Source organism: Leptotrichia massiliensis, assembly GCF_900104625.1.
GTDB classification, from domain to species: domain Bacteria; phylum Fusobacteriota; class Fusobacteriia; order Fusobacteriales; family Leptotrichiaceae; genus Leptotrichia; species Leptotrichia massiliensis.
Genome location: NZ_FNVZ01000005.1, coordinates 131806 through 153477, shown reverse-complemented (window position 1 = coordinate 153477; position 21672 = coordinate 131806). Strand labels below are relative to the sequence as shown.

The following is a 21672-nucleotide window of genomic DNA, read 5'->3' as shown; positions in this document are numbered from 1 at the left end:
TCCTAAATTTCCTTAGTTTTCAAATAAAATGGCATCAGCAATTTAAAACCTTTTAAAAATTCCTTTGTCAAATCTTCAAGATTTTCAAATTTTTCAATTTCTTCAACATCAAATTTGACAAGCACTTTTCTGATGTTCCCTTCTTTCATATCTTCAATTAACTTTTTCCTATTTTTCTCACTTCCTTCAATTCTATCCAGCATACAGTTTTCCTTACTTTTTGAAAATTGCACAAAATAATAAAGTGGATTTTTAATAGGTAATTCTAAAACCTTATTCTGTCTTTCAAGAGTATTTTCCCCAATTTTACGTTCAACAAAACTCACTTCTAATGAGATTCCCACTTTTTTAGTTTTCTCATTTTTAAATACTCGAAGTGCAATCCCCGACTCATTTTCAGTATCTCCATCCTGTTTCAAAAACACCCAAAGATAAGGTCTGGCAATTTGTGCCTGATTCATCCAGCTGCTAACTTTCTGCAAATGAAATCCCTCCATATTTTCCTCAACAGATTTAACTATTTCAGTAAAAATCTTTCGTGCAGCCTGTCCATTTTTCCTAAAAAGCTCCATATCTTCCTTCAAATCCGCAGCTTTTTCAGGTTTAATATATTTTCTCCCAGCATAATCTGTATATTCAATTAATGGCTTGTAATTAAATTTTTTATTCATATTTATCATCCTTTTCGTTTAATTTTTATACTAAACCCCATTTAAATGAGGAAATTATTACAAACTTTTCTAATAAAGTGTATAAATCTAATATTTTTAAATAATTAAAATATAATTTTCATTTTTCAACCAGATTCTAGTATAAATAACCCGTCGAAGCATTTTTCTGTGCTGGCAAAACTGTCTGAGCATAGCGAGCTTTTTGTCAGTGCAGAAAAATGTCGTAGACTAGCCATAGGTTATTGCGTAGCAATCTTGCCACAATTTTAATTATCAGGATAAACCTTTACTGCAAGATAAGGTTTTGCGGCAATGAGCAATCCTACGAAAATAAAAAAGAAAAAAATATTTATTAATCAAAATATCTAAAAAATAATAAAAAACAATTTAGTTGAATGATTATGAATTAACTATCAAACAACCCTACTATAAAAATTTATTCCTATTTTTAAACTGGATTTAGTATTAGTTTTAAAATTATAACATATTTTATTAAAATAAAAAACTATACACTTTCTCTAATAAAAATAGAAAAAATATATAGCTTTTATTTTGTTTTTTTATTCTGTTTTCGTTTTAATTACTATTAAATCCACTTTCCTGTGATATATACTCAAATCTGCCATTTACTTTTTCAACTGCACCTATAATTTCTATCAAAACGTCAGTTTTGTTTTTAAACAGTTCCCCTACTCCACCAAATTTATTTACAATCGAAAATTCTTGTAATTTTTCTTTATCAATACTTCCATTTTGAGCAATATAATCCACAATATGTCTAACAAAATTTATTTGATTTGAATTTAGGTTTTCATCACTTAAAAATTCAGAAAATTCTTTTTCAACAGCATCTCTATCCATTCCTATAATTTTAGAAATCATTTTCAGTAACGGAATTTTACCATAAGTTTTTGTATACTCTTCTTTTGTTCCCAATTCATCCCATAAAACTTTTTCCAAATATTTTATATCATTTAATGATAATGGATGATTATTTTTTAGTCTTTTAATAACATCATTATTTTTAAAATCTTCTAAATATCGTTCGACACGTTTATTATAATTTACAAGTTGATTTATAATTTTAAATTCACCCGCTGACTCGTGCTCACTATAATCTACTATTTCGTCTTTAAAATCTGTATAATAAATTTTTGTTGCTGGTTTATCTAGTAATCTTATTAATTCTCTAAGTTCATTTCGTATTTCTTCAAGCTGAAATATATTTATATTATTCCAAAATTCATCTTTTTGAATATCCATTATAAGTTGCCTTTTTTCCAATACTTTTGGTAATGTCCCTAGTTCACTAAGACTTTCTGCTGTTTCTTTAACTTTATTTTTTGCCTTTAAAAAAGATTTATTTTGTAAATATGCATTTTCAATTGTGTATATTAAATAATCAAATCTTTTAGCTAACTCATCACTTTCCTCATAAATTACCAAAGGAGCAACTACATCTTTAATTTCCTTCACATCTTTTTCATCAAGTGCCTCATATTTATCCAATTTTTTATATTTATCTACAATCGCACCTTTCATTCGCACATCAAAACGATTTTCATTTATTCCTAAAATATCCAATATCACTTCACTTATTAATTTATCTCTATATTCAATAAAAGGTTTTTCTTGGTATTTTAAATGTTGCAATGATTTTATTATCTCTATTTTAGCTCCAAATATATTTTCTGAAACTGATTTAGAATTTTTTACCTCTTTTCCATCCCCATTTACTTCAAAAAACTCAAAATTCTTATAACAATCAAAAATTAAAAATCTTTCCTTATCTATTCCAGGCCCAAACAAATCTTTACAAAGTCTTGTTCCTCTACCTATCATTTGCCAAAATTTAGCCTTCGATCGTATTTTCTTGAAAAATACCAAATTAAGTATTTCAGGAACATCAATCCCTGTATCAAGCATATCAACAGATACTGCTATTTGAGGATGAGAATTTTTATCTTTAAATTGAGCAATTATATTATCTACAAATTTTATATTATGATAAATTGCTTCTGCAAACTTTCCTCTATATTCAGGATACAATTTATTAAATCTTTCCACAATAAAATTTGCATGTTTTTGATTTACTGCAAAGATTATCGTTTTCCCAAGTTTATCACCACCTTCGACTTTTAGTCCATTATTCATCAAGGTTTTGATAACAAGATCCACAGTATCTTGGTTAAATAATGTTGTATTTACTTCCTCACTTGAAATCTCTTCTTTTTCTTCTCCATCAAATGTTTCTTCAAATTCTTCCTTTTCCTCTTCACTCAGTTCACTATATTTCAATCCATCTCTTACAATTTTCAATCCAACATCCAGTGGTTTTCCATAATGAACCAAATACCCCTGTTTTATTGCCTCTTCTAATTCATACGCAAATGTCGGATTATCATCTTCCAATTCAAATATTTTATATGTATTTTTATCTATTTCACTTTTTGGCGTCGCTGTCAACCCCAATAAATTTGCATCAAAATAATCAAATATCGCCTGATACTTTTTATAAATACTTCTATGGCTTTCATCAACTATTATCAAGTCAAAATGTCCACTTGTAAAAATTCTATTTCCTTTTTTATCTTTTGCTTCGTCAATGGCATTCATCATTGTCGGATAAGTGGAAAAAATCATTCTGCTATTTACATCATCTTTATTATCTAATAAATTGCACAAAGACAAATTTGGAAGATATTCCTTAAAACTGTCCCTTGCCTGTTTTACTAATGCCGTTCTATCTGCAAGAAATAAGATATTTTTTACCCAGTTGTGTCTTGTTAGCACATCTACAATAGAAGCCGCTGTTCTAGTTTTCCCACTTCCAGTCGCCATTACAAGCAGCATTTTTCTACGCCCGCTTTCCAAAGCCTCCGTTACTCTTATAATTGCTTCCTTTTGATAAGCTCTATTTGTAATAACATCTTTTATAGCTAGATTTTTTAGTCTAGTTTTATTTTTTCTTTTAAATATCAATTTTTCTAAATCTTTTTTACTATATATGCTCGAAACTTTCCTTTCAGCATAATCGGTATCATCCCAAATATAATAATCCAAACCATTTGTAAAAAATATTACAGGTCTTGTGCCATATTGTTTTTCAAGTGCATCTGCATATTCTTTTGCTTGATTTTTTGCTATCCTAGGATCAATATCTATTTTCTTTGCTTCTATTACAGCCAAAGGCTTTCCATTGTCCCCATACAAAACATAATCAGCTTTCCCTTTTCCACTTGGAGTAGAGATATTTGAAATTTCAACTTCTGTCAAACAGTTATCTCCTATAACCCAACCTTCACTTTCCAATATCAAATCAATATATCTCTTTCTTGTTTCAGCTTCAGATATTTTATCTACTTGAAATTCTTTTTCTCTTTGATAAATCTTACGTTTTTCTTCGTTCTCTTTTTTCAACGTCTCATTTTCATTTGTTAATTTTTCAAGTTTTTTATCCATTTCATCAAGCATTTTAGTTAATTTATTTTTTTCATCTTGAACTTTGACAATATTATTTATTTCACCAAGTATCGACTCGTCAAATTTTACATCTGAATAGTGTCTTGAATACGAATAATCAATCCACGAAGTAAACGAAAATAAATTTCTCAAACTCAAAATTGCTTCTTCTCTTTCTACAACTATTTGGGAATGAACAGCTTTATTTCCTAATTTTTGTATATATGAAAGTAAACCTGGCATATTATAAGGAATTATCTCTTTAAATTTTCTGCTATTTAACATAATTGCTAGTGTATCCTGATAATTGTATCTTAAATATTGATCATTCTTATACACCCATTTTACAGCTAACTCCAATGCTTTTCTAGCAAATGTAACTGACGCTGTATAAGAAACATTCATCAACTTTTCTGCTTCAATACAAACATCCGCAAATACTCTATAACTTCTATCTTTTCTCAAATATTCAAAGTTAGACATCCTTTTTCACTCCCATATTTAATTTTTTATTTTTATTTCTCTTATCTAATTCTAAAACTAATCTTATATTATCCAAAAATATCAATAATGTCAAGTTTTTAAACAAATTTTTGCCTAAAATAATCGATGAAAATAAACGAAACTTTAATTTATTTATTGACTTATGAATCAAAACAAACTTTTCTTGAAGTACAAGTGGCGGTATCGGTATATCAATTTTTAATAAATCTTTTTTTGTTAAGCTAGGAATTGTAACAGCTTTATTTAGTCGTTCAAAATCATAAAAATAGCAAAAATAATATAAATAATCACAGTTTATAATTTCTATATTTGGCTCTAATCCAAAAACTGTATCCACATTCCAGATTTTTTCTTTTACAATTATCGGTTTATTAATACTTCCTTTTCTTCCTATTAATACAGAATTTTCTTTAACTAACCAATCATCTGCTTTTCCCATTTTTCCACCACTACCAAAAATATCATATTTTCCACTTTCATTTTCAACTTTTTTCTGATTTTTTCCATTAATTATTTTTAATACTTCTTCCCATTTTTTTACTTCCCAACCTTTATCATTCTTAATAGGATCTCCAAACATCTCTATAAATCGGGATTTGAAATTTTTAATCTACCCAATATATTTTCGATGTGAATTTTTTACATTACTTTGATTTACCATTGCATATTGCAATGTTGTGTCTATTTTTGTATGTCCTAACAATTTTTGAACTTGTTCTATCGGCATTCCTTTATCAATAGCTCTTGTAGCTAATGTTCGTCTAAATTTATGAGGATGGACTTTAGGAATATTTAATTTTCTTCCTAATTCTCTAAGTCTGATTTCTACTCCACTGATTTTTAAACGTGAATATGGTTTTAATAAACTGACAAATAAAGCTTCATTATTATCTTTTCTACTTTCAAGATATCTTGTTAAATGAATTTTTGTTCTTGCATCAAAATACACTTTTCTTTCTTTATCACCTTTTCCTAAAACTATACATTCCCTATTTTCAAAATCGACATCTGATATATTAAGTTTTACAAGTTCTCCAACTCTCATTCCTGTTGAAGAAAGTAAATCTATCATTGCTAAATCACGTATATTCCCCGAAAAATCTCTTAACATTTCAAGTGATTCGTCTGAATATGTTTCTTTTATCACTTGTCCTGTCTTTACTTTTTTTATCCTTCTAACAGGACTTTTTAATATGTAATTTTCTTCTTCAAGCCAAGAAAAGAAACTCGAAAGTATTCTCCTTATGTTATCTATAGTTACTTTTCCAGCATTTCCTTTTTCTTGATAATTTGACAAGTATTCTCTCAAATCATTTGTATCAATATGTTTAATAGTTTTTTCAATATGTTTAAACATATTTTGGATAGTTGACTGATAATACAAAATGGATTTTTCTGAACATCCTTCAATTTTTTTCGCTGATAAAAACATTTCTAAAATTTTTTCATTAGAAACTTCTTCTTGTACTAAAATATCTTCACTTTCCAAATAATAAACTAAAACCTTGTGTAAATGTTCCATTTGAGCATTATCCAAAATTCCAAGCATTTTTTGTTCAATTTCAGTAATTATTTTTTTCATAATAAATCATCCTCTCAATTGTCTATATACATAAATTATACAATAATTATTTGAAATAAAACATCGAAATTCTGATTCATCAAACTAGTTTATCATTGTTTAAAAAATTTTTGCATCAAAGAATCATACAAATTTTCCATTTCTTTTAACGATTTTTCGGCTTCAAACTTTAATTTATCCGTTTTCTCTACAAATTGTGAAAATTCATTTTGGAGCGAAAGCGGAGGCAATAAAACTCTAAAATTATTAAATTTTTCTTTTGATAATTCAATCTGATTTGTTGAACCATTAACACATTTATTTATAAGATATTTTTGAATTATCGGTATTCTAAAATAATTCTTTAAATAAATAGAATTTGACTTCCACTGTTTCAACCTAAGCAAGGTAATGTGCGTATCTATAGTATAAATAATATCTTTTTCCTCATTTTTCATAAAAATATTAACTCTACCTAAAGTTCCTGTTCCTGTTGAATTAATTAAAATATCTTGATCTTGTAAAATTAATATATCTTTTTTATCTTCATGATATTTTATATTTTCAAATTTAGTTTTTTCCCAATATACGCATGCTTGATTTATTACTCCTATTTTTGATTTTTCAACATATTTGGGAGTTTTTCCTCTTGAAACCAAACTTGCTATTTCCTCTATAAAAATCTTATCCCAACCTTTATCATTCTTAATAGGATCTCCAAACATCTCTATAAATCGGGACTTCACTAATTCTTCTAAATAAATAATTCTTTTCTTATTCTTTTCTATTAGATTATTTATTTTATCTAAAATTATAACTATTTCTCTTTGTATTTCTAATTCTGGAAGATTAATTTGTATTTTATCTAGTGCTGTCCTAGTTAATTTTCCTCTTGTTGTTCCTGTTATATAAGAAGTTAAATCAGTGTAATTTAAATAATACATTAAATACTTTATTTCTACATTTTTCTTAGGCTTTAAAACATGTACATGATTATTCACCCAATATTTTCCATTAACAATATAACTACAGTTTTGTTTATATCCCCAATTACCACCATCTTCTGCTATACATAAAAGTTCTTCATCAAAAATATATTCATCTATAAAATCCACTATTCCATTTGCACCATAATACGGATATTGTGGATTTGTTTTTTTATTTCCTCTTTCTACTGCATTTAAAGCTTTTCTTTTATTATCATAATTACTAACAATTTCTTTCAATTCTATTCTAACCATAAAATTTCCCTCCCTAAAAATCGGGATTTAATCAATTCATCAAATAAAATTATTTGTTTCTCTCTTCTTTTTATTATATTTTTGATTTTATCTAATATTTCCACTATTGCACTTTGTATATTTATTTCTGGTAAAGGTACATATATGTTTTTTATCAAATTTGATACTTGTAAATTTTGTATCCCTGTTGTTTTATTATAAAATTTATGTACTCCTTTGTATTTATAATTATATAATAAAAATAACAATAAAAATCTACTATTTATTTTATTATCTTTAACTCTTAATGTCGTAGTAAAATTATTTGTTAAATATACATCATTAGGATCAGTTTTATCAAAAAAAACAACTCTTCCAACAGGATTTACATCAGTTCCACCAGATTTTTCTAAAATTATATCTCCATATTTTAATTTCTTCTTCTCACACTTTGTATATTCAATGTCTCTCAATGTAATATCTGAATAATCTATTTCTCCACTGTTAGTAAAATTTGTTGTTCTTATAACTTTTACTATATTTTGATTATCAGCATCTTTAATTTCATTGCCCCATTCACCTGTGATTGGAGTTTCAATTAATTCAGCTAATTGGACTTTTCTATTTTCCATCTACTTCACCAACTTTTCAAGTTCTTCCAAACCTAATGTTATCTCTTTTTCTAGTTCTTTTATTTTTCCAATAATAACTTCAGGCTTTTCATAAACAATTTCTTCATATTCTATTTCCTTGTATTTATTTATTGATAAATCATAATCATTTTCAATGATTTCTTCTTTTGGAACTAAAAAAGATTTTTCAGTTCTTTTTCTGTCAGTTTCATTTTCTAAATTTGAAAATCTATTAATGATGTCCTCTATATCGTTATCTTCTATTTTAGTTCTCTTATCATCTAGTGAATAACCATCTGCCTGCATATCATAGAACCATACCTTGTCTGTTCCTCCAACACCTGTTTTCGTAAATAACAATACAGCTGTACTTACTCCTGCGTATGGTTTAAATACTCCACTTGGCATCGAGATTATTCCTTGTAAAATGTGATTTTCAATAATTTCTTTTCTCAGTTGCTTATGAGCATTACTGGCACCAAATAAAACTCCGTCAGGTACAATAACAGCACATCTTCCACCATTTTTTAAAATTCTTATCATTAATGCCAAAAATAATAGTTCTGTTTTTTTAGTTTTTGTTATTTTTAATATATCATCAGCAACTGATTCTGCATCTAGCGAACCTTTAAAAGGGGGATTAGCAAGCACTAAGGTATATTTTTCCTTGTCTGTATTTGATTTTGCAAGGGAATCTTTATAATCTATATCTGGATTTTCTATGTCGTGTAACATCATATTCATTGTACCTATTCTAAGCATAGTTGTATCCATATCGTTTCCATAAAACATATTATTTTGATAATGATTTTTCAGCTCTTCTGAATTAAAAATTTCATTATGATTTTGCTTCAAATATTCACCTGCTCCAACTAGAAACCCTGAAGTTCCACAAGCGGGATCAATTATCATATCAGTAGGTACTGGTTTTACAAGTTTTACCATCATATCAATAATATGTCTAGGTGTTCTAAACTGTCCATTTGTTCCAGAAGTAGCCAATTTAGACAACAAATATTCATATAAATTACCTTTTATATCTCCTTCTAAAGCCAAATCTTCAATTCCTGTAACAATTTTTTCCAGCATTTGTGGAGTTGGTATTTGAAATATAGCATCTTTCATGTATCTTGAAAATGATGAACTGTTATCCCCATTCAAGTTTTTAATAAATGGAAACACTTCATTTACCATTGTATCGTACATTTTTTGTGCTTCCAATTCTTTAAAATTACTCCATCTAAGATTTTGTTGTTCCTCATTAAAAAATTTTTTAGGCTCTATTCCCAATAAAATTGCATCTCTTTCGGATCTTAATTGCTTATCATCCAATAATTTTATAAATATCAAATATGTAAATTGTTCTATTACAGACAAAGGATTCGTTATTCCTCCTGTCCAAAATATTTCCCATATTTTATCAATTTTATTTTTCAGCTCTCCTGTTATTATCATATTTTCCCTCTCTATCTTTTTTATTATAAAAATTAAAACTCAAAAATTGTAACCAACCTTTATTTTCCCCTAATTTTCAAATGGTTCAAATACATTTATAAAATATAAAAACTATACTAAATATTAATAGTATAGCTTTTATTTTACACACCATTATTATCTATTCATAGCATTGTATGCTTTTACAAGCTCATTAAATGATTTAACAACATTTTCAGGCGAACCTGTTTCATTTTCCAAGAAGAATTGATCTCTTAGTGAAAATTCTGATATTGGTTTTTTGGCTTCAATTCTTTCCACAAGACTAGCTAAACTTGCTTTAAATCCATCAGCTTCATGTATAAAACTGCTTAATCGATAATCTTTATAACCTTCTTTTTCCATTTGTTTTTGATCTTTTGCATGTTTATTAAATTCTCCCACTGCATTAATCAATTTTTCCTGTAAAGCCTTAAATTTAGCAGCATCACCAGAAATTACATTTGCTCCAGTTAATTTTTGCTTACTAATCTCATTTAAAACTTCTTCTCCCACACTCAAAATCAACATTCTATTATACGCAATAACTCTTCCTTCTTTTTGCAATTTTTTAGCTTCTTTTTCCCTTTGCTCAACAATTTTTTTATCCATTTCTGTTCTAAACGCCAAAACTGCTACATCATATTTTTTTATAATTTCTAAAAATTTTGTATGAAATTCTTGAGCTTTTTTATAATTATCACTCGTATAATCTTTCCCAGAATAGTAAGAATCCATATCCTCACCTAATGGTTTTAACTCTTTGAATACCCCAAGTAAATTTTCTGAAACTTTATCGAGTTCTCCCATTTTGGGTTTTGCTGATATTGCCTTTTCCAATTCTGTTATGATACTCTTAACATCATAAAAATTTGCATTTATACTTCCTTCTGGTTTTTTAAATTGTGCTTCTATACCCGCTCCTTTAAAATAAGAATTAGCCGTTTTCTCAAAACTAACTAATTTATTATAAACTCCAATATACGAATTATACTTTTCAACCTCATCAACTTTCTGATTCGTTCCACCAGAATTTTTCAAATCAAATCCTTTATCCTTGTTATTACTTTTCTTCCCACATGAAATTAACAATATCAACATTAATAATATTACTAAAATTTTTGTTTTTTTCATTTTTATTATCTCTCCTTCGTAAATTTATTTTTTGCATTTCTTAAAATCATTTATACAATTTAATTTTTCTACTAATTTTTGAAAAATATTCTTGATGTAATTATATATTTCACTTAAATGTATTCCTATTCTAACTGATATTTCGATATTAGTTTTTGCATTTTGAGATTTTGTTTTCATATTCTAGTTTCTTGTAAGAGTTTTTTTATTTTCCCATTAAACTCTTAATTCCTCCATATCCTCAATAATCTCATCCTTATACTTATCCAGAATCGGATCAATCTCATTTTTCACAAAATCCTCAGTCTGCTGCCCAGCAAATCCAGTATAATTAGCTGAAACCAAGATTCCTTCCATATCTTCTGCTTTAAGTCCTAATCTACCGTCTTTTATAATTCTGTCAATCAATCTGTTGGGATTTCCATTTAATTTAATTTCCTTTGTTTCTTCCATCGAAAGTTCTCTAATAATTTCGTGAACTTCTTGTCTGTCCATTCCTTTTTTTACTGATTCCATAATGATGTTTTCAGTTGCCATAAATGGTAATTCCTTTTGAATATTTGCTTCAATCACTTTTGGATAAACAACAACTCCGTCCATAATATTAAGCCAAATAATCAAAATTGCGTCCACTGCCAAGAATGCTTGCGGAATTGAAAGTCTTTTACTTGCCGAATCATCCAATGTTCTTTCAAACCATTGTGTTGCAAATACCAATGCACCTGTTTGTGAGCTTGAAATTACATATTTTGCAAGTGATGAAATTCTTTCACTTCTCATCGGATTTCTCTTGTATGCCATCGCACTTGAACCAATTTGATTTTTTTCAAATGGCTCTTCTAGTTCCTTCAAATGCTGAAGTAATCTAAAATCATTCGTAAATTTGTGAGAAGATTGAGCAATATTCGACAATAAATTTAAAATTTGTGCATCTACTTTTCTATCGTAAGTTTGCCCCGAAACACCTTGTTTTTTACTAAATCCAGCTTTCTCAGTAACCAGTTCATCCAACTGTTTTACTTTTTCAAAATCTCCTTCAAACAGCTCTTTAAAACTAGCCTGTGTACCAGTAGTCCCTTTGACTCCTCTAAATCTCAAGTTTTCAAATCTGAATTCCAGCTCTTCAAAATCAAGAAGCAAGGAATGAAGCCACAATGTCGCTCTTTTTCCAACCGTTGTAAGCTGTGCCGCTTGAAAATGAGTAAATCCTAAAGTAGGCAAATCTTTGTACTGCAATGCAAAATCTCTCATTTTTTCAATCAAAGCAAGCATTCTTCTCTTAACAACTAAAAGCCCTTCCTTAATTTGAATCAAATCAGTATTATCCCCAACATACGCACTTGTCGCTCCCAAGTGAATGATTTTTCTTGCATTTTTCGCCTGTTCTCCATAAGTATGAACGTGAGCCATCACATCGTGTCTCAATTTTTTCTCAAATTCTGCCGCAACTTTAAAATCCACATCATCCTTAAATTTTTTAAGTTCTACAATCTGCTCATCTGTAATAAAATCAAGCCCAAGTTCCTTCTCAGCCTCAGCCAAATTTATCCACAACTTTCTCCAGGTTCTAAATTTAAACTCAGGTGAAAAAATATGCAACATTTCCTTACTCGAATATCTCTCCGCCAACGGATTTGAATATATACTCATATTTTCCATTTTCCCATTTCCTCCTACTTAATTTTATTTACAAAATTTTCTAACTTAATTATCCCAAATATAAATTGCCCCATCCTTAAAATAAATCTTTTTTACTTCATCTTTATTTACATTAAAACTAAAATCAAAGGGCTTAAATTTGATTCCTTCATTATTTTCTAAAAATCCTATTATAGAAATTTCTTCATCACTATTAATAAAATTTTCCATCATTGCAGTTGAAATTGTTTTATTTATAATAATTTTGGGATTTTTTCCATTTACTTGAAAGTCTTTTTCTGTATAAACTTTTTTATTATTTCCAGTTGCCTTAAAATTTTCATATTCTAATTCTATTTTATTTTTATCACTTTTTGAAACTCTAGTTCCAACTAATTTCAATGTAATCGTATTAAAAGACAAATTTTGAGCAGTACTTTCATTCATAGTTTTATCAATTTCAGACTTTTTACCATTTTGTGCTGGAGTTGAAAAGGAAATAATTCCGATCCCCAGCATCAACATTATTAGTATTTTTTTCATTGCCTATTCCCTTCTTATTCAAAATACAGTATTTTTTATTTTACATCTTTAAATACTATATTTTTTATTTTACAACTTCCCCATTCCAATCTTTTATTCCACCAAAATCAATCACATTTGTATAACCTTTTTCAATCAATTTTAATGCTGCTTCCCTGCTTCTTCTTCCGCTTCTGCAATAAACTAGAATTAAAGCATCTTTATTTTTCAATTTTGCTTCTGCTTCATTTTCAATAGTTTCCAATGGAACAGAAATCGCATTTGGAATATGCCCTTCGTTATATTCTTCCAAAGTTCTAACATCTACAACTATAACTTTTTGAGTTTCCATCATCTTTTTAGCTTCATCTGAAGTTATCTTTTTATATTCTGCTTTTTTCCCAGCTTTTGCTTCTTTTGACATCGCTAAAGTTTCTTTTTCATTTCCTGATTTACTACACGAAAATCCCAACACAGAAATTACTCCAACCATTGTTAATAACGCTATTTTTCTTATTTTCATTTTATCTCTCCATTTCATTATTCAAATTTTTTATTTCATAATTTTTTCTCAAATTCAATATCTTGCTTTTCTTTTATAAAATTTTTATTTCTATCCAAAAGTCTTTTTCTAAATTCTAAAATCTTATCTTTTGAATTCACTTCATTTCTTAAATAATTTTCTCTAACTTTCAAAAATTACTTCACAAACTCTCCCAAATCATATCTATAAATATTCTGACTTCTTTCAGGCCCTACTGAAATCATCGAGATTTTACATTTCAATTTTTTCTCAATGTATTCAATATATTTTTTACAATTTTCCGGCAAGTCTTCGTAATTTTTTATTTGCGTAATATCTTCTTTCCAGCCTTCTAATTCATCGTAAATTATTTTCAAGTCTTTGGATTTTCTCAAGTTTCCAGGATAAGAATGATATACTTTTCCGTCAATTTCATAACCTACAGCCACTTTTATTTTTTCAAATCCTGTCAATACATCCAGTTTTGTCAACACAATATCTGTCAATCCGTCAATCAGAACTGCATATTTTCCTATTACCAAGTCGAGCCATCCACATCTTCTTGGACGTCCTGTTGTTGCTCCAAATTCGTGTCCTACTTTTCGTAAAGTTTCTCCATCTTCGTTTTCTAATTCTGTTGGGAAAGGTCCTTCTCCCACTCTTGTTGTGTAGGCTTTCATAACTCCCAGCACTCTTGAGATTTTTGTTGGAGCAACTCCTGTTCCGACTGTTACTCCGCCAGATGTTGGCGATGATGAAGTTACGTAAGGATATGTTCCGTAGTCAATGTCAAGCATTAACGCTTGAGCTCCTTCAAAAAGTACTGTTTTTCGATCTTCAATGCCTTCATTGATTTCCACAACTGCATCAATTATTCTAAATTTTATTTTTTCAGCAAGTTTCATAAATTTTTCATAAAGTTCTTCCAAATCGAAAGTTCCTTTACCGTATCTTGTCAGCATATCATTTTTTTCTTTTACGTTCCAAGTAAGTTTATCCCTAAATCTTTCAGGATCCAGTAAATCACCAATTCTAATTCCATTTCTTGCAATTTTATCAATGTAGCAAGGTCCAATTCCTCTTTGAGTAGTCCCAATTTTGTTTTCACCCATAGCTTCTTCCTTAGCCTTGTCAATCTCGATATGGTAAGGCATTATTATGTGCGCTCTTTCGTCGATAAATAAATTATCCAGCTTTTTCTCTCTTTTTTCGAGTTCGTCAATTTCCGTCAATAATACTTCGATATCAACAACAACTCCAGCCCCAATTATACATTTTCCAGCCGAGTTAATAATTCCAGACGGCAATAAATGCAAAATAAATTTTTCATCATTTACAACGACAGTATGCCCGGCATTGTTACCACCTTGAAATCTAACTACATAATCCGCTTTTGGAGAGAGTACATCGATAATTTTACCTTTTCCTTCATCTCCCCACTGCGTTCCCACAATTACAAAAGTATTATTTTCCATATTTCATTCCTCCTAAATTTTTAGAATTTTCTTACTTTTTTAAAAACTGAACCGTAAAAACTAAAAAATCTAACTTACTAAAATTTTATCTTTTTACTATTTATTTTACTATATTTGCTATTTTTTTTCAATTGATTTAAATCTTTTAATAAAATAATTTTCACAAAAAAATAGAAGTTATATTATTTCCCACAAATAACTCCTATTAATCAATTTCTATTTTATTTTTAGTAATTTACTTTCCCTCAAAGTAATCAAGCACTTCCAACAAATTATCAAATTTTTTATAAACTAATTTTTTAATTTCTTCTGTCGGTTTTAATTTATCTGGGACCATAATTGGAAATGTCCCAGCTGCATGAGCCGCTCTTATTCCATTGAACGAATCTTCAAATACAACTGTTTTTTCAGGAGATGTTCCAGCCTTTTCTGATCCTATAAGAAAAACTTCAGGATCTGGCTTTCCATGAGTTACATCTTCTGCCGTCACAAAATGGGAAAAATATTTTTTTATATCCTTTCCTTTAGTCAAAGTTTCAGCCATATCCAAGTCCGATGAAGTTGCCAAAATCATCTGCTTATTATTTTTTTTCAAAAATTCAAGCAATTCCAATGCGCCAAGTTTTAATGGAACTTCGCCTTTTTCAGCTTTTTCCATTATATGATCCTTAACTGTTCCCATCATTTCATCATACGGAAAATCTTGTCCCAAGGCTTCTTTAAACAATATTCTTGCCTTATCATTTGTAACACCCGTTGTTCTTTCCACAACATCTTTTGTAATTGTATATCCCATTTTCTCTGCAATTTCACGTCCATATTCCACATAAATAGTTTCAGTATCAAACAACAAACCATCCATATCAAACAAAAACAGTTCAATTTCATCAAAGAATTTTTTTCCCATTTTTTACTCCTTATCTAATCCTATTTTTTCTTATCTATTTATAAAAAACATTTACTAAAAATTTAGCAGCCTTATTTGAAAGACTGCTAAAATTCTAAAGTTGTTCTTTTATTTTCTAATTTTTATTTTTTAATCCAAGGCATAAGTTTTCTTAATTCAGCCCCAACTTTTTCTACACCATGATTTGCAAATTCTGCTCTTTTTTCTTTTAAGAACGGTTGCCCCGCTTTTGAATCAGCTAAGAAGTCGTTTGCAAATTTACCATCTTGAATATCTTTTAAAACACCTCTCATAGCTTCTTTTGTTTCAGCAGTTATAATTTTTGGTCCTGTAATATAATCTCCGTATTCAGCAGTATTTGAAATTGAACTTCTCATTGTTGCCAATCCGCCTTCATAAATCAAGTCTACGATAAGTTTCATTTCGTGTAAGCATTCAAAGTAAGCATTTACAGGATCATATCCAGCTTCTGTTAATACTTCAAATCCTACTTTCATAAGTTCTACTACTCCACCACATAATACAGCTTGTTCACCAAATAGATCTGTTTCTGTTTCTTGTTTGAATGTAGTTTCAAGGATTCCTGATCTTCCTCCACCAATAGCTGATGCCCATGCTTTAGCAACTTCCATTGTGTCTCCTTTAGCATCTTGGTAAACAGCTACTAGACAAGGTACTCCACTTCCTTCTTGGAAAGTTCTTCTTACCAAGTGTCCAGGTCCTTTTGGCGCAACCATGAATACGCTTATATCTTCTCTTGGAACAATTTTTCCAAAATGAATATTAAATCCGTGTCCAAATGCGATATATGCTCCTTCTTTCAAGTTTGGTGCAATATCAGATGAATATACATCAGCCTGAATTTCATCTGGAATCAAAATCATAACTATATCTGCACCTTTTACAGCATCTGCAGTTTCTTTTACTGTAAACCCTGCTTCAGTAGCTTCATCCCAAGATTTTGAACCTTTTCTAAGTCCAACAGTTACATCAAATCCACCTTCTCTTAAATTTAGAGAGTGTGCATGCCCTTGCGAACCATACCCTAATACAGTAATTTTTTTACCTTCCAATTTACTCAAATCACAATCAGCATCATAATAAACTGTTGTTCCTAAAATATTTCCTGCCATTTTTTATCCTCCTAAATTTTATATGTATATATTATACACTTTTTAAAAATATTTGCAAATATTTCTTTTTAATGTAATGATATATTTTATATATTTTTGAATTTTATTTTTTAGACATTTTTATTAATAAATATTTTTTCATATCGCTATGTTTTTTTATTTTTATAGGATAACTTATTGTCAAAAATCTCACAGATTAGTTTATACTAAGCTCTATTTAAAAAACAAAAATTATATTTTAAATTATTTTAAAATATTAGTTTTATATACTTTAATTAGAAAAGTTTGTAATAAATTTGTTATTTAAATCAAGTTTAGTATAAGATATTATTATCAAATTTATTGTGCATTTACATAAGCATCCTTCACTTTACATGCCTTTACATCTCCCGAATTTAGAACAGCCCTAAACTCCCATTTTTTATTTTTATCAATGGAATCAGTGCTATCCACAGCATCTCCGACTTTTGTTCCTTTTTTATCAAAGCAAGGGATTTCAATAGTAACATTTTCCTTTTTAGTTCCACTATTTGTTAAAACTCCTGTTACAATTGTCGTATTCCCATCATTTTCAACTTTTGCCTTAGAAAATTTATACTTAACGCCTTTCGCATTAATTTCTCCATCATTTCCGCCAATTATCCCACCGATAATATTTCCAGTTGTCTTAATTACTGCTCCTGTAACGGTTCCAGCTGCTTTAATTGTCCCTCCAGCAATACTTCCTGCCGCTCCAACAACTCCACAAGATGAAAGAACAAGAGCCGTTCCCATTATCATTATTATTTTTTTCATAATTTATAAATCCTTTCAATATTCTTTATGCTTATAATACAATAAAATTACTTTAAAACTTATACTATTCCACATTTAAATAACAAATGTTTAATAAAATTTAACATAGTTTTTATTTTCTAATGGAATTTAGTATTAAATTATTTGTTTAATGACAATTTTACTATTTTTATTATAATTTTTTTTGCAGGATTGCTCATTGCCGCAAATCCTGCAACCTATGGCTAGACTACGACTTTTATTTGCCCAACTCCGAAACTCCTCCTTCCAGTCGTCAGACAGTCGTAGTTGAACAAATAAAAGCTCCGTCGCTTTATTAGAACTAAAAAACTATATTTTAATTATTTGGAAATGTCCTTTGTTGAAAAAGTTTATAATAAATTTATTACTTAAAGAGAATTTAATATTACAAATATTTACTAGCTTCCCTAATACTTAATTTTGCCATATTTTCTCTATTTTTCTCAATAAAATTTTTTACCCACTCAGGATTAGTCTTGCTATAATCTCTCAATGCCCAGCCTATCGACTTATTGATAAAAAATTCAGCCTGCCCCAGATTATTCTTTAAAATTTTTTCCAGTAATTCAGTGTTTGTTTTTTCTTTCCTCAAAAGCTGATGATCAATAGCAATTCTTCTAAGCCAAATATTTTCATCAAGACTCCATTCTAGCAATATTTTATTCACATTTGAATCCTTTAATGCCAAAGTTCCTATTGTCATATCTAAATTGTCTATCGTATCCCACCACGATTTTTTCAAGATTAACCGTTTAAACTTGGGAATATCATCTATTGTCAACTTATCTTTCATATTCTTTAGATAATCTGCTGCAATATACTGAAATTCCCTGTGCTTATTTTCCCAGCATTTATTTACAAATTCCCAGTCGATTTTTTCTTCATTCTTGTATTCCTTGAAAAAATTTTTAAATATTTTACGTCTTTCAGGTGTCTTGATCCCAATATATTCAAATTTATTAAGCATATATTTTGACATTTTTTGAGCCTGTTCTTCATTTTTATGCTGGGTCATTTCTTCATAAAGTTTATTAAAATCCATAAGTTTCCTCTTTTTTTATTTTATTAAAAATATTAATTTCTATTAATTACAAAATTCTAATTTTTAGATTTTAATCCTTAAAGAAAATAAAATGGGCTATTCTCCCAAAGTATGTTCTATAACATTATAGTTTAATACAAAGTGTAGCTATATAATCATTTCCATAACGTGATAATCTATGTCTTTTGTCACACGATTCATAAAAATCTATCATAGCGAAACCATTTTTAAGTTGTCCTCTAATCTGAGTTTCTAAGGTATGGCTAAATTCATATCCATATTCTGGATTTATGGTTATCTTGCCTTCCTCTTCAAGCTCTTTTGAATTAAAAGGTATCGAAAACTTTAAAAGTAATTCCTCATCAGGTTTGTCCCATACAATGTCAGCATCATACATGTATATCCAAGGATTCATAAATCCGACCATTAACAGTCCACCCTTTTTCAATACTCTAGAGGCTTCTTTATACATGTTTTCTAAATCTTCTATATATACATTTGAAACTGGATTAAAAATAATATCAAAAGTTTCATTTTCAAATGGAAATGGTTTTGTCATATCGCCTTGAACTGTATTGATTTTTAAGCCTTCTCTTTCAGCAACCATATCATCTCTTTGTAATTGTGATTTAGAAAAATCCATTATGGTTACATCATAACCTTTTATAGCAAAAACTGGTCCCTGCTGTCCACCACCACAAGCTAAACCTAATATCTTTTTCCCGTTTGCTTTTTCAAACCATTCTTTTGGAACTTTTTTCCCAACAGTTAATGCAACAGAAATTGGATTATTTCTAACTTTTTCTAATTCTTCATGTGTCAATGGCTCAGTATAGTCATTTTTTACATTATTCCATCTATCTTCATTTAATTTTATATAATTGTTCATCTTATAATCTCCTCGTAATTTTATATTATTTCGATTTAAGTTGAATATGTTGCCATTACATTTTTCTCACCTCTACAAATTTCTAATTTCTTGAACAATTTTAATCTTGCTTAATTTTTTTAATTTTTATTTTATTTGAAACTTTAATTTGTTATGTTTCAAATACAGCACTTTTATAAATTTACAATCCCTTTTCATGTATCAATTTATGTTCTATGCTATTTATATAATCTTTATGCATATGATTATGCTTTTTCTCTGATATAAAATGACTATGCTCATGTTTATGCATGATAATATGAGTATGTGTTTTTCCATCATGAGTATGAACAATTATGTGAGAATGACTATGACTGTGACGTTTAACCATTGTATCATATACAACAATTACGCTGCCGATTATCATAAAAACAAGACCAATGAAATATACCAAAGTAAGTTTTTCTCCATTTACTATAAATGCTAAAAAAGTTCCTACAAACGGAGCTACAGCATAATATGCACTAGTTTTTGAAGCACCTAAATCTCTTTGTGCTCTGATATACATAAAAATACTGAGTCCATATGCCACAAATCCAAGTAGCAAAGCAGCTATTATATATTTGATTTCCGGAATTCTTTCTCCCAAAATAAGGGCGACTATAAATGCACCGCTACCAGAGAAAAAACCTTTTAGTAAAACAATCTCATAAGTACTTTTATCTGAAATTTTTCTAGTGCAGTTATTTTCAAGTCCCCAACAGCAAGTTGCCAGTATAACAAACAATGATCCTAATGAAAACTGGAAACTTTCAACTCCTTCAACTGAAAGAACTATGCTCGATACTGTAATAAAACCGATAGCAATCCATAACTTTGATGTTACTTTTTCCCTAAATATTAAAAGAGCAATAATTGTTGTTGCTACAATTTCAAAGTTACCAAGCAGTGAAGCATTTGAGGCTGAACCAATATTTATACCAATCATAAGGAATATAGGTGCCGCAATATCAAGGACAATCATTCCAACAGTATAAGGTAAATCTGCCTTATTTAACTTTTCATACTTTTCTTCGACTTTCCTATGAAACAAGTACATAATACCTACACCTGTTCCAGCTCCCAGATATAGAAAAGATGCCATCAATGTTGGAGGAATCTTATTTAAAAGCTCTTTAGAAAATGGTGTATTAATTGCATAAAAAATAGCTGCAAGCAATGCTAAAATTACTGCCATAAATTTTCTGCTTTTATCCATGTTTAATAAATCATCTCCTTTTAGACAAATCCTAAATTTATCTCACAATCAGCCAAGGTCTTTCCTTTTCCCAAACAATCTTCACATCTAAACCAAACATCTGAGAAAGCAATTTATCTGTTAAAATATCCTTTTTAAGCCCTTTTGCCAAAATCTTTCCATCGTGAAGAAGTGCCACGTGAGTTACCGATGGCATAATTTCTTCAATCTGATGAGTTACGTAAATAAATGGTATTGCGTTACCATTTTTGGAATTTTCCTCAAGCACTTTCAAAAAATACTCCCTCGAAGTTACATCAAGCCCCGAACAAGGCTCATCCAGTATAAGCAAATTAGGCTCATTCATAAACGCTCTTGCAAGCAATGTCCGTCGCTGCTCCCCTTGTGACAAAGTGCCAAAGTGATTATTTTTTATATATGAAATCTTAAAATCCTCAATAATCTTATCAGCCTTTTCCCTGTCCTCATCCGTAACTTCATCATAAATCCCAATCGAATTAAACTTTCCAGAAATTACAATATCTTCCAGTTTTTCGCCATTTAATGTGCTTGAAAAATTATTTAATGTGGAACTTACAAAACCAACTCGATTTTTTATTTTTTTCCAAGAATAATTACCAAATTTATGACCAAAAACTCTCACTTCTCCAGAAGTTGGAAAAATGTAGGCTGGTATCATTCCAAGAAGAGTTGACTTTCCAGAACCATTAAGCCCCAGAAGTACCCAATTCTCACCTTTATTTATATGCCAGTCAATTCCTTTCAATATTTCTCTTCCATTACGCTTAAAAGTTACATTTTCATAGTGTAATATTTCTTCCATAAAAATATCC

The 21672-nt window shown here is 29.0% G+C and carries 20 protein-coding genes; all 20 read right to left on the bottom strand.

The features are described 5' to 3' along the window. Window positions 1-2 precede the first annotated feature (2 nt). The 20 genes from BQ5344_RS04740 to BQ5344_RS04650 all read right to left on the bottom strand — a co-directional run bounded on the left by BQ5344_RS04740 (window position 3) and on the right by BQ5344_RS04650 (window position 21662). Complete coding sequence (locus BQ5344_RS04740) at window positions 3-671, bottom strand: sakacin A production response regulator (protein ID WP_071124382.1); 669 nt, start codon at window positions 669-671, stop codon at window positions 3-5. Between the two features lie 576 nt (window positions 672-1247). Further along, window positions 1248-4616: a DEAD/DEAH box helicase family protein gene (locus BQ5344_RS04735; protein ID WP_071124381.1), complete on the bottom strand. Its 3369-nt coding sequence runs from the start codon at window positions 4614-4616 to the stop codon at window positions 1248-1250. Further along, window positions 4609-5217: a restriction endonuclease subunit S gene (locus tag BQ5344_RS04730; RefSeq protein ID WP_071124380.1), complete on the bottom strand. Its 609-nt coding sequence runs from the start codon at window positions 5215-5217 to the stop codon at window positions 4609-4611. Before BQ5344_RS04730 ends, BQ5344_RS04735 begins: the two co-directional genes overlap by 8 nt. Window positions 5218-5247: 30 nt before the next feature. Further along, window positions 5248-6219, bottom strand: a complete 972-nt coding sequence (xerA, locus tag BQ5344_RS04725; RefSeq protein WP_235846112.1) for a site-specific tyrosine recombinase/integron integrase — start codon at window positions 6217-6219, stop codon at window positions 5248-5250. 92 nt (window positions 6220-6311) lie between these two features. After that, window positions 6312-7439 (bottom strand): restriction endonuclease subunit S, encoded by a 1128-nt coding sequence (locus tag BQ5344_RS04720; protein ID WP_071124378.1) that lies wholly within the window; start codon window positions 7437-7439, stop codon window positions 6312-6314. Further along, window positions 7427-8050, bottom strand: a complete 624-nt coding sequence (locus BQ5344_RS04715; protein ID WP_071124377.1) for a restriction endonuclease subunit S — start codon at window positions 8048-8050, stop codon at window positions 7427-7429. Before BQ5344_RS04715 ends, BQ5344_RS04720 begins: the two co-directional genes overlap by 13 nt. Then, window positions 8051-9505 carry a type I restriction-modification system subunit M gene (locus BQ5344_RS04710; protein ID WP_235846111.1) on the bottom strand — a complete coding sequence of 485 codons (1455 nt, stop codon included), beginning with the start codon at window positions 9503-9505 and terminating at the stop codon, window positions 8051-8053. A 156-nt stretch (window positions 9506-9661) separates the two neighbouring features. Then, window positions 9662-10657 (bottom strand): YiiG family protein, encoded by a 996-nt coding sequence (locus tag BQ5344_RS04705; protein ID WP_071124376.1) that lies wholly within the window; start codon window positions 10655-10657, stop codon window positions 9662-9664. A gap of 216 nt (window positions 10658-10873) precedes the next feature. Then, entirely contained in the window at window positions 10874-12316 is a 1443-nt protein-coding gene (gene purB, locus BQ5344_RS04700; RefSeq protein ID WP_071124375.1) for an adenylosuccinate lyase, read from the bottom strand. 45 nt (window positions 12317-12361) lie between these two features. Continuing rightward, complete coding sequence (locus BQ5344_RS04695) at window positions 12362-12838, bottom strand: hypothetical protein (RefSeq protein ID WP_071124374.1); 477 nt, start codon at window positions 12836-12838, stop codon at window positions 12362-12364. 64 nt (window positions 12839-12902) lie between these two features. Then, the gene (locus BQ5344_RS04690) at window positions 12903-13340 is read right to left on the bottom strand and encodes a rhodanese-like domain-containing protein (protein WP_083378199.1); all 438 of its coding nucleotides are present in this window, start codon (window positions 13338-13340) and stop codon (window positions 12903-12905) included. 35 nt (window positions 13341-13375) lie between these two features. Next, window positions 13376-13513, bottom strand: a complete 138-nt coding sequence (locus tag BQ5344_RS12140) for a hypothetical protein (protein WP_158662994.1) — start codon at window positions 13511-13513, stop codon at window positions 13376-13378. A gap of 3 nt (window positions 13514-13516) precedes the next feature. Beyond that, window positions 13517-14815, bottom strand: coding sequence for an adenylosuccinate synthase (locus BQ5344_RS04685; protein WP_071124373.1), 1299 nt, complete (start codon window positions 14813-14815; stop codon window positions 13517-13519). A 235-nt stretch (window positions 14816-15050) separates the two neighbouring features. Continuing rightward, window positions 15051-15722, bottom strand: a complete 672-nt coding sequence (locus BQ5344_RS04680; RefSeq protein ID WP_071124372.1) for an HAD family hydrolase — start codon at window positions 15720-15722, stop codon at window positions 15051-15053. A 122-nt stretch (window positions 15723-15844) separates the two neighbouring features. Continuing rightward, the gene (ilvC, locus tag BQ5344_RS04675; protein ID WP_071124371.1) at window positions 15845-16855 is read right to left on the bottom strand and encodes a ketol-acid reductoisomerase; all 1011 of its coding nucleotides are present in this window, start codon (window positions 16853-16855) and stop codon (window positions 15845-15847) included. A gap of 339 nt (window positions 16856-17194) precedes the next feature. Then, window positions 17195-17650 (bottom strand): FxLYD domain-containing protein, encoded by a 456-nt coding sequence (locus BQ5344_RS04670; protein WP_071124370.1) that lies wholly within the window; start codon window positions 17648-17650, stop codon window positions 17195-17197. A 406-nt stretch (window positions 17651-18056) separates the two neighbouring features. Further along, window positions 18057-18713, bottom strand: a complete 657-nt coding sequence (locus BQ5344_RS04665) for a DNA alkylation repair protein (RefSeq protein WP_071124369.1) — start codon at window positions 18711-18713, stop codon at window positions 18057-18059. 124 nt (window positions 18714-18837) lie between these two features. Next, window positions 18838-19602 (bottom strand): class I SAM-dependent methyltransferase, encoded by a 765-nt coding sequence (locus BQ5344_RS04660; RefSeq protein WP_071124368.1) that lies wholly within the window; start codon window positions 19600-19602, stop codon window positions 18838-18840. Window positions 19603-19783: 181 nt separating this feature from the next. Continuing rightward, entirely contained in the window at window positions 19784-20839 is a 1056-nt protein-coding gene (locus BQ5344_RS04655; RefSeq protein WP_071124367.1) for a DMT family transporter, read from the bottom strand. A gap of 37 nt (window positions 20840-20876) precedes the next feature. Further along, window positions 20877-21662, bottom strand: a complete 786-nt coding sequence (locus BQ5344_RS04650) for an ABC transporter ATP-binding protein (RefSeq protein ID WP_071124366.1) — start codon at window positions 21660-21662, stop codon at window positions 20877-20879. Between the last annotated feature and the right edge of the window lie 10 nt (window positions 21663-21672).

Coding starts and splice junctions, on each gene's coding strand:
- BQ5344_RS04740 (WP_071124382.1), bottom strand. CDS start 671: ATGAATAAAAAATTTAATTACAAGCCATTAATTGAATATACAGATTAT.
- BQ5344_RS04735 (WP_071124381.1), bottom strand. CDS start 4,616: ATGTCTAACTTTGAATATTTGAGAAAAGATAGAAGTTATAGAGTATTT.
- BQ5344_RS04730 (WP_071124380.1), bottom strand. CDS start 5,217: ATGTTTGGAGATCCTATTAAGAATGATAAAGGTTGGGAAGTAAAAAAA.
- xerA (WP_235846112.1), bottom strand. CDS start 6,219: ATGAAAAAAATAATTACTGAAATTGAACAAAAAATGCTTGGAATTTTG.
- BQ5344_RS04720 (WP_071124378.1), bottom strand. CDS start 7,439: ATGGTTAGAATAGAATTGAAAGAAATTGTTAGTAATTATGATAATAAA.
- BQ5344_RS04715 (WP_071124377.1), bottom strand. CDS start 8,050: ATGGAAAATAGAAAAGTCCAATTAGCTGAATTAATTGAAACTCCAATC.
- BQ5344_RS04710 (WP_235846111.1), bottom strand. CDS start 9,505: ATGATAATAACAGGAGAGCTGAAAAATAAAATTGATAAAATATGGGAA.
- BQ5344_RS04705 (WP_071124376.1), bottom strand. CDS start 10,657: ATGAAAAAAACAAAAATTTTAGTAATATTATTAATGTTGATATTGTTA.
- purB (WP_071124375.1), bottom strand. CDS start 12,316: ATGGAAAATATGAGTATATATTCAAATCCGTTGGCGGAGAGATATTCG.
- BQ5344_RS04695 (WP_071124374.1), bottom strand. CDS start 12,838: ATGAAAAAAATACTAATAATGTTGATGCTGGGGATCGGAATTATTTCC.
- BQ5344_RS04690 (WP_083378199.1), bottom strand. CDS start 13,340: ATGAAAATAAGAAAAATAGCGTTATTAACAATGGTTGGAGTAATTTCT.
- BQ5344_RS04685 (WP_071124373.1), bottom strand. CDS start 14,815: ATGGAAAATAATACTTTTGTAATTGTGGGAACGCAGTGGGGAGATGAA.
- BQ5344_RS04680 (WP_071124372.1), bottom strand. CDS start 15,722: ATGGGAAAAAAATTCTTTGATGAAATTGAACTGTTTTTGTTTGATATG.
- ilvC (WP_071124371.1), bottom strand. CDS start 16,855: ATGGCAGGAAATATTTTAGGAACAACAGTTTATTATGATGCTGATTGT.
- BQ5344_RS04670 (WP_071124370.1), bottom strand. CDS start 17,650: ATGAAAAAAATAATAATGATAATGGGAACGGCTCTTGTTCTTTCATCT.
- BQ5344_RS04665 (WP_071124369.1), bottom strand. CDS start 18,713: ATGGATTTTAATAAACTTTATGAAGAAATGACCCAGCATAAAAATGAA.
- BQ5344_RS04660 (WP_071124368.1), bottom strand. CDS start 19,602: ATGAACAATTATATAAAATTAAATGAAGATAGATGGAATAATGTAAAA.
- BQ5344_RS04655 (WP_071124367.1), bottom strand. CDS start 20,839: ATGGATAAAAGCAGAAAATTTATGGCAGTAATTTTAGCATTGCTTGCA.
- BQ5344_RS04650 (WP_071124366.1), bottom strand. CDS start 21,662: ATGGAAGAAATATTACACTATGAAAATGTAACTTTTAAGCGTAATGGA.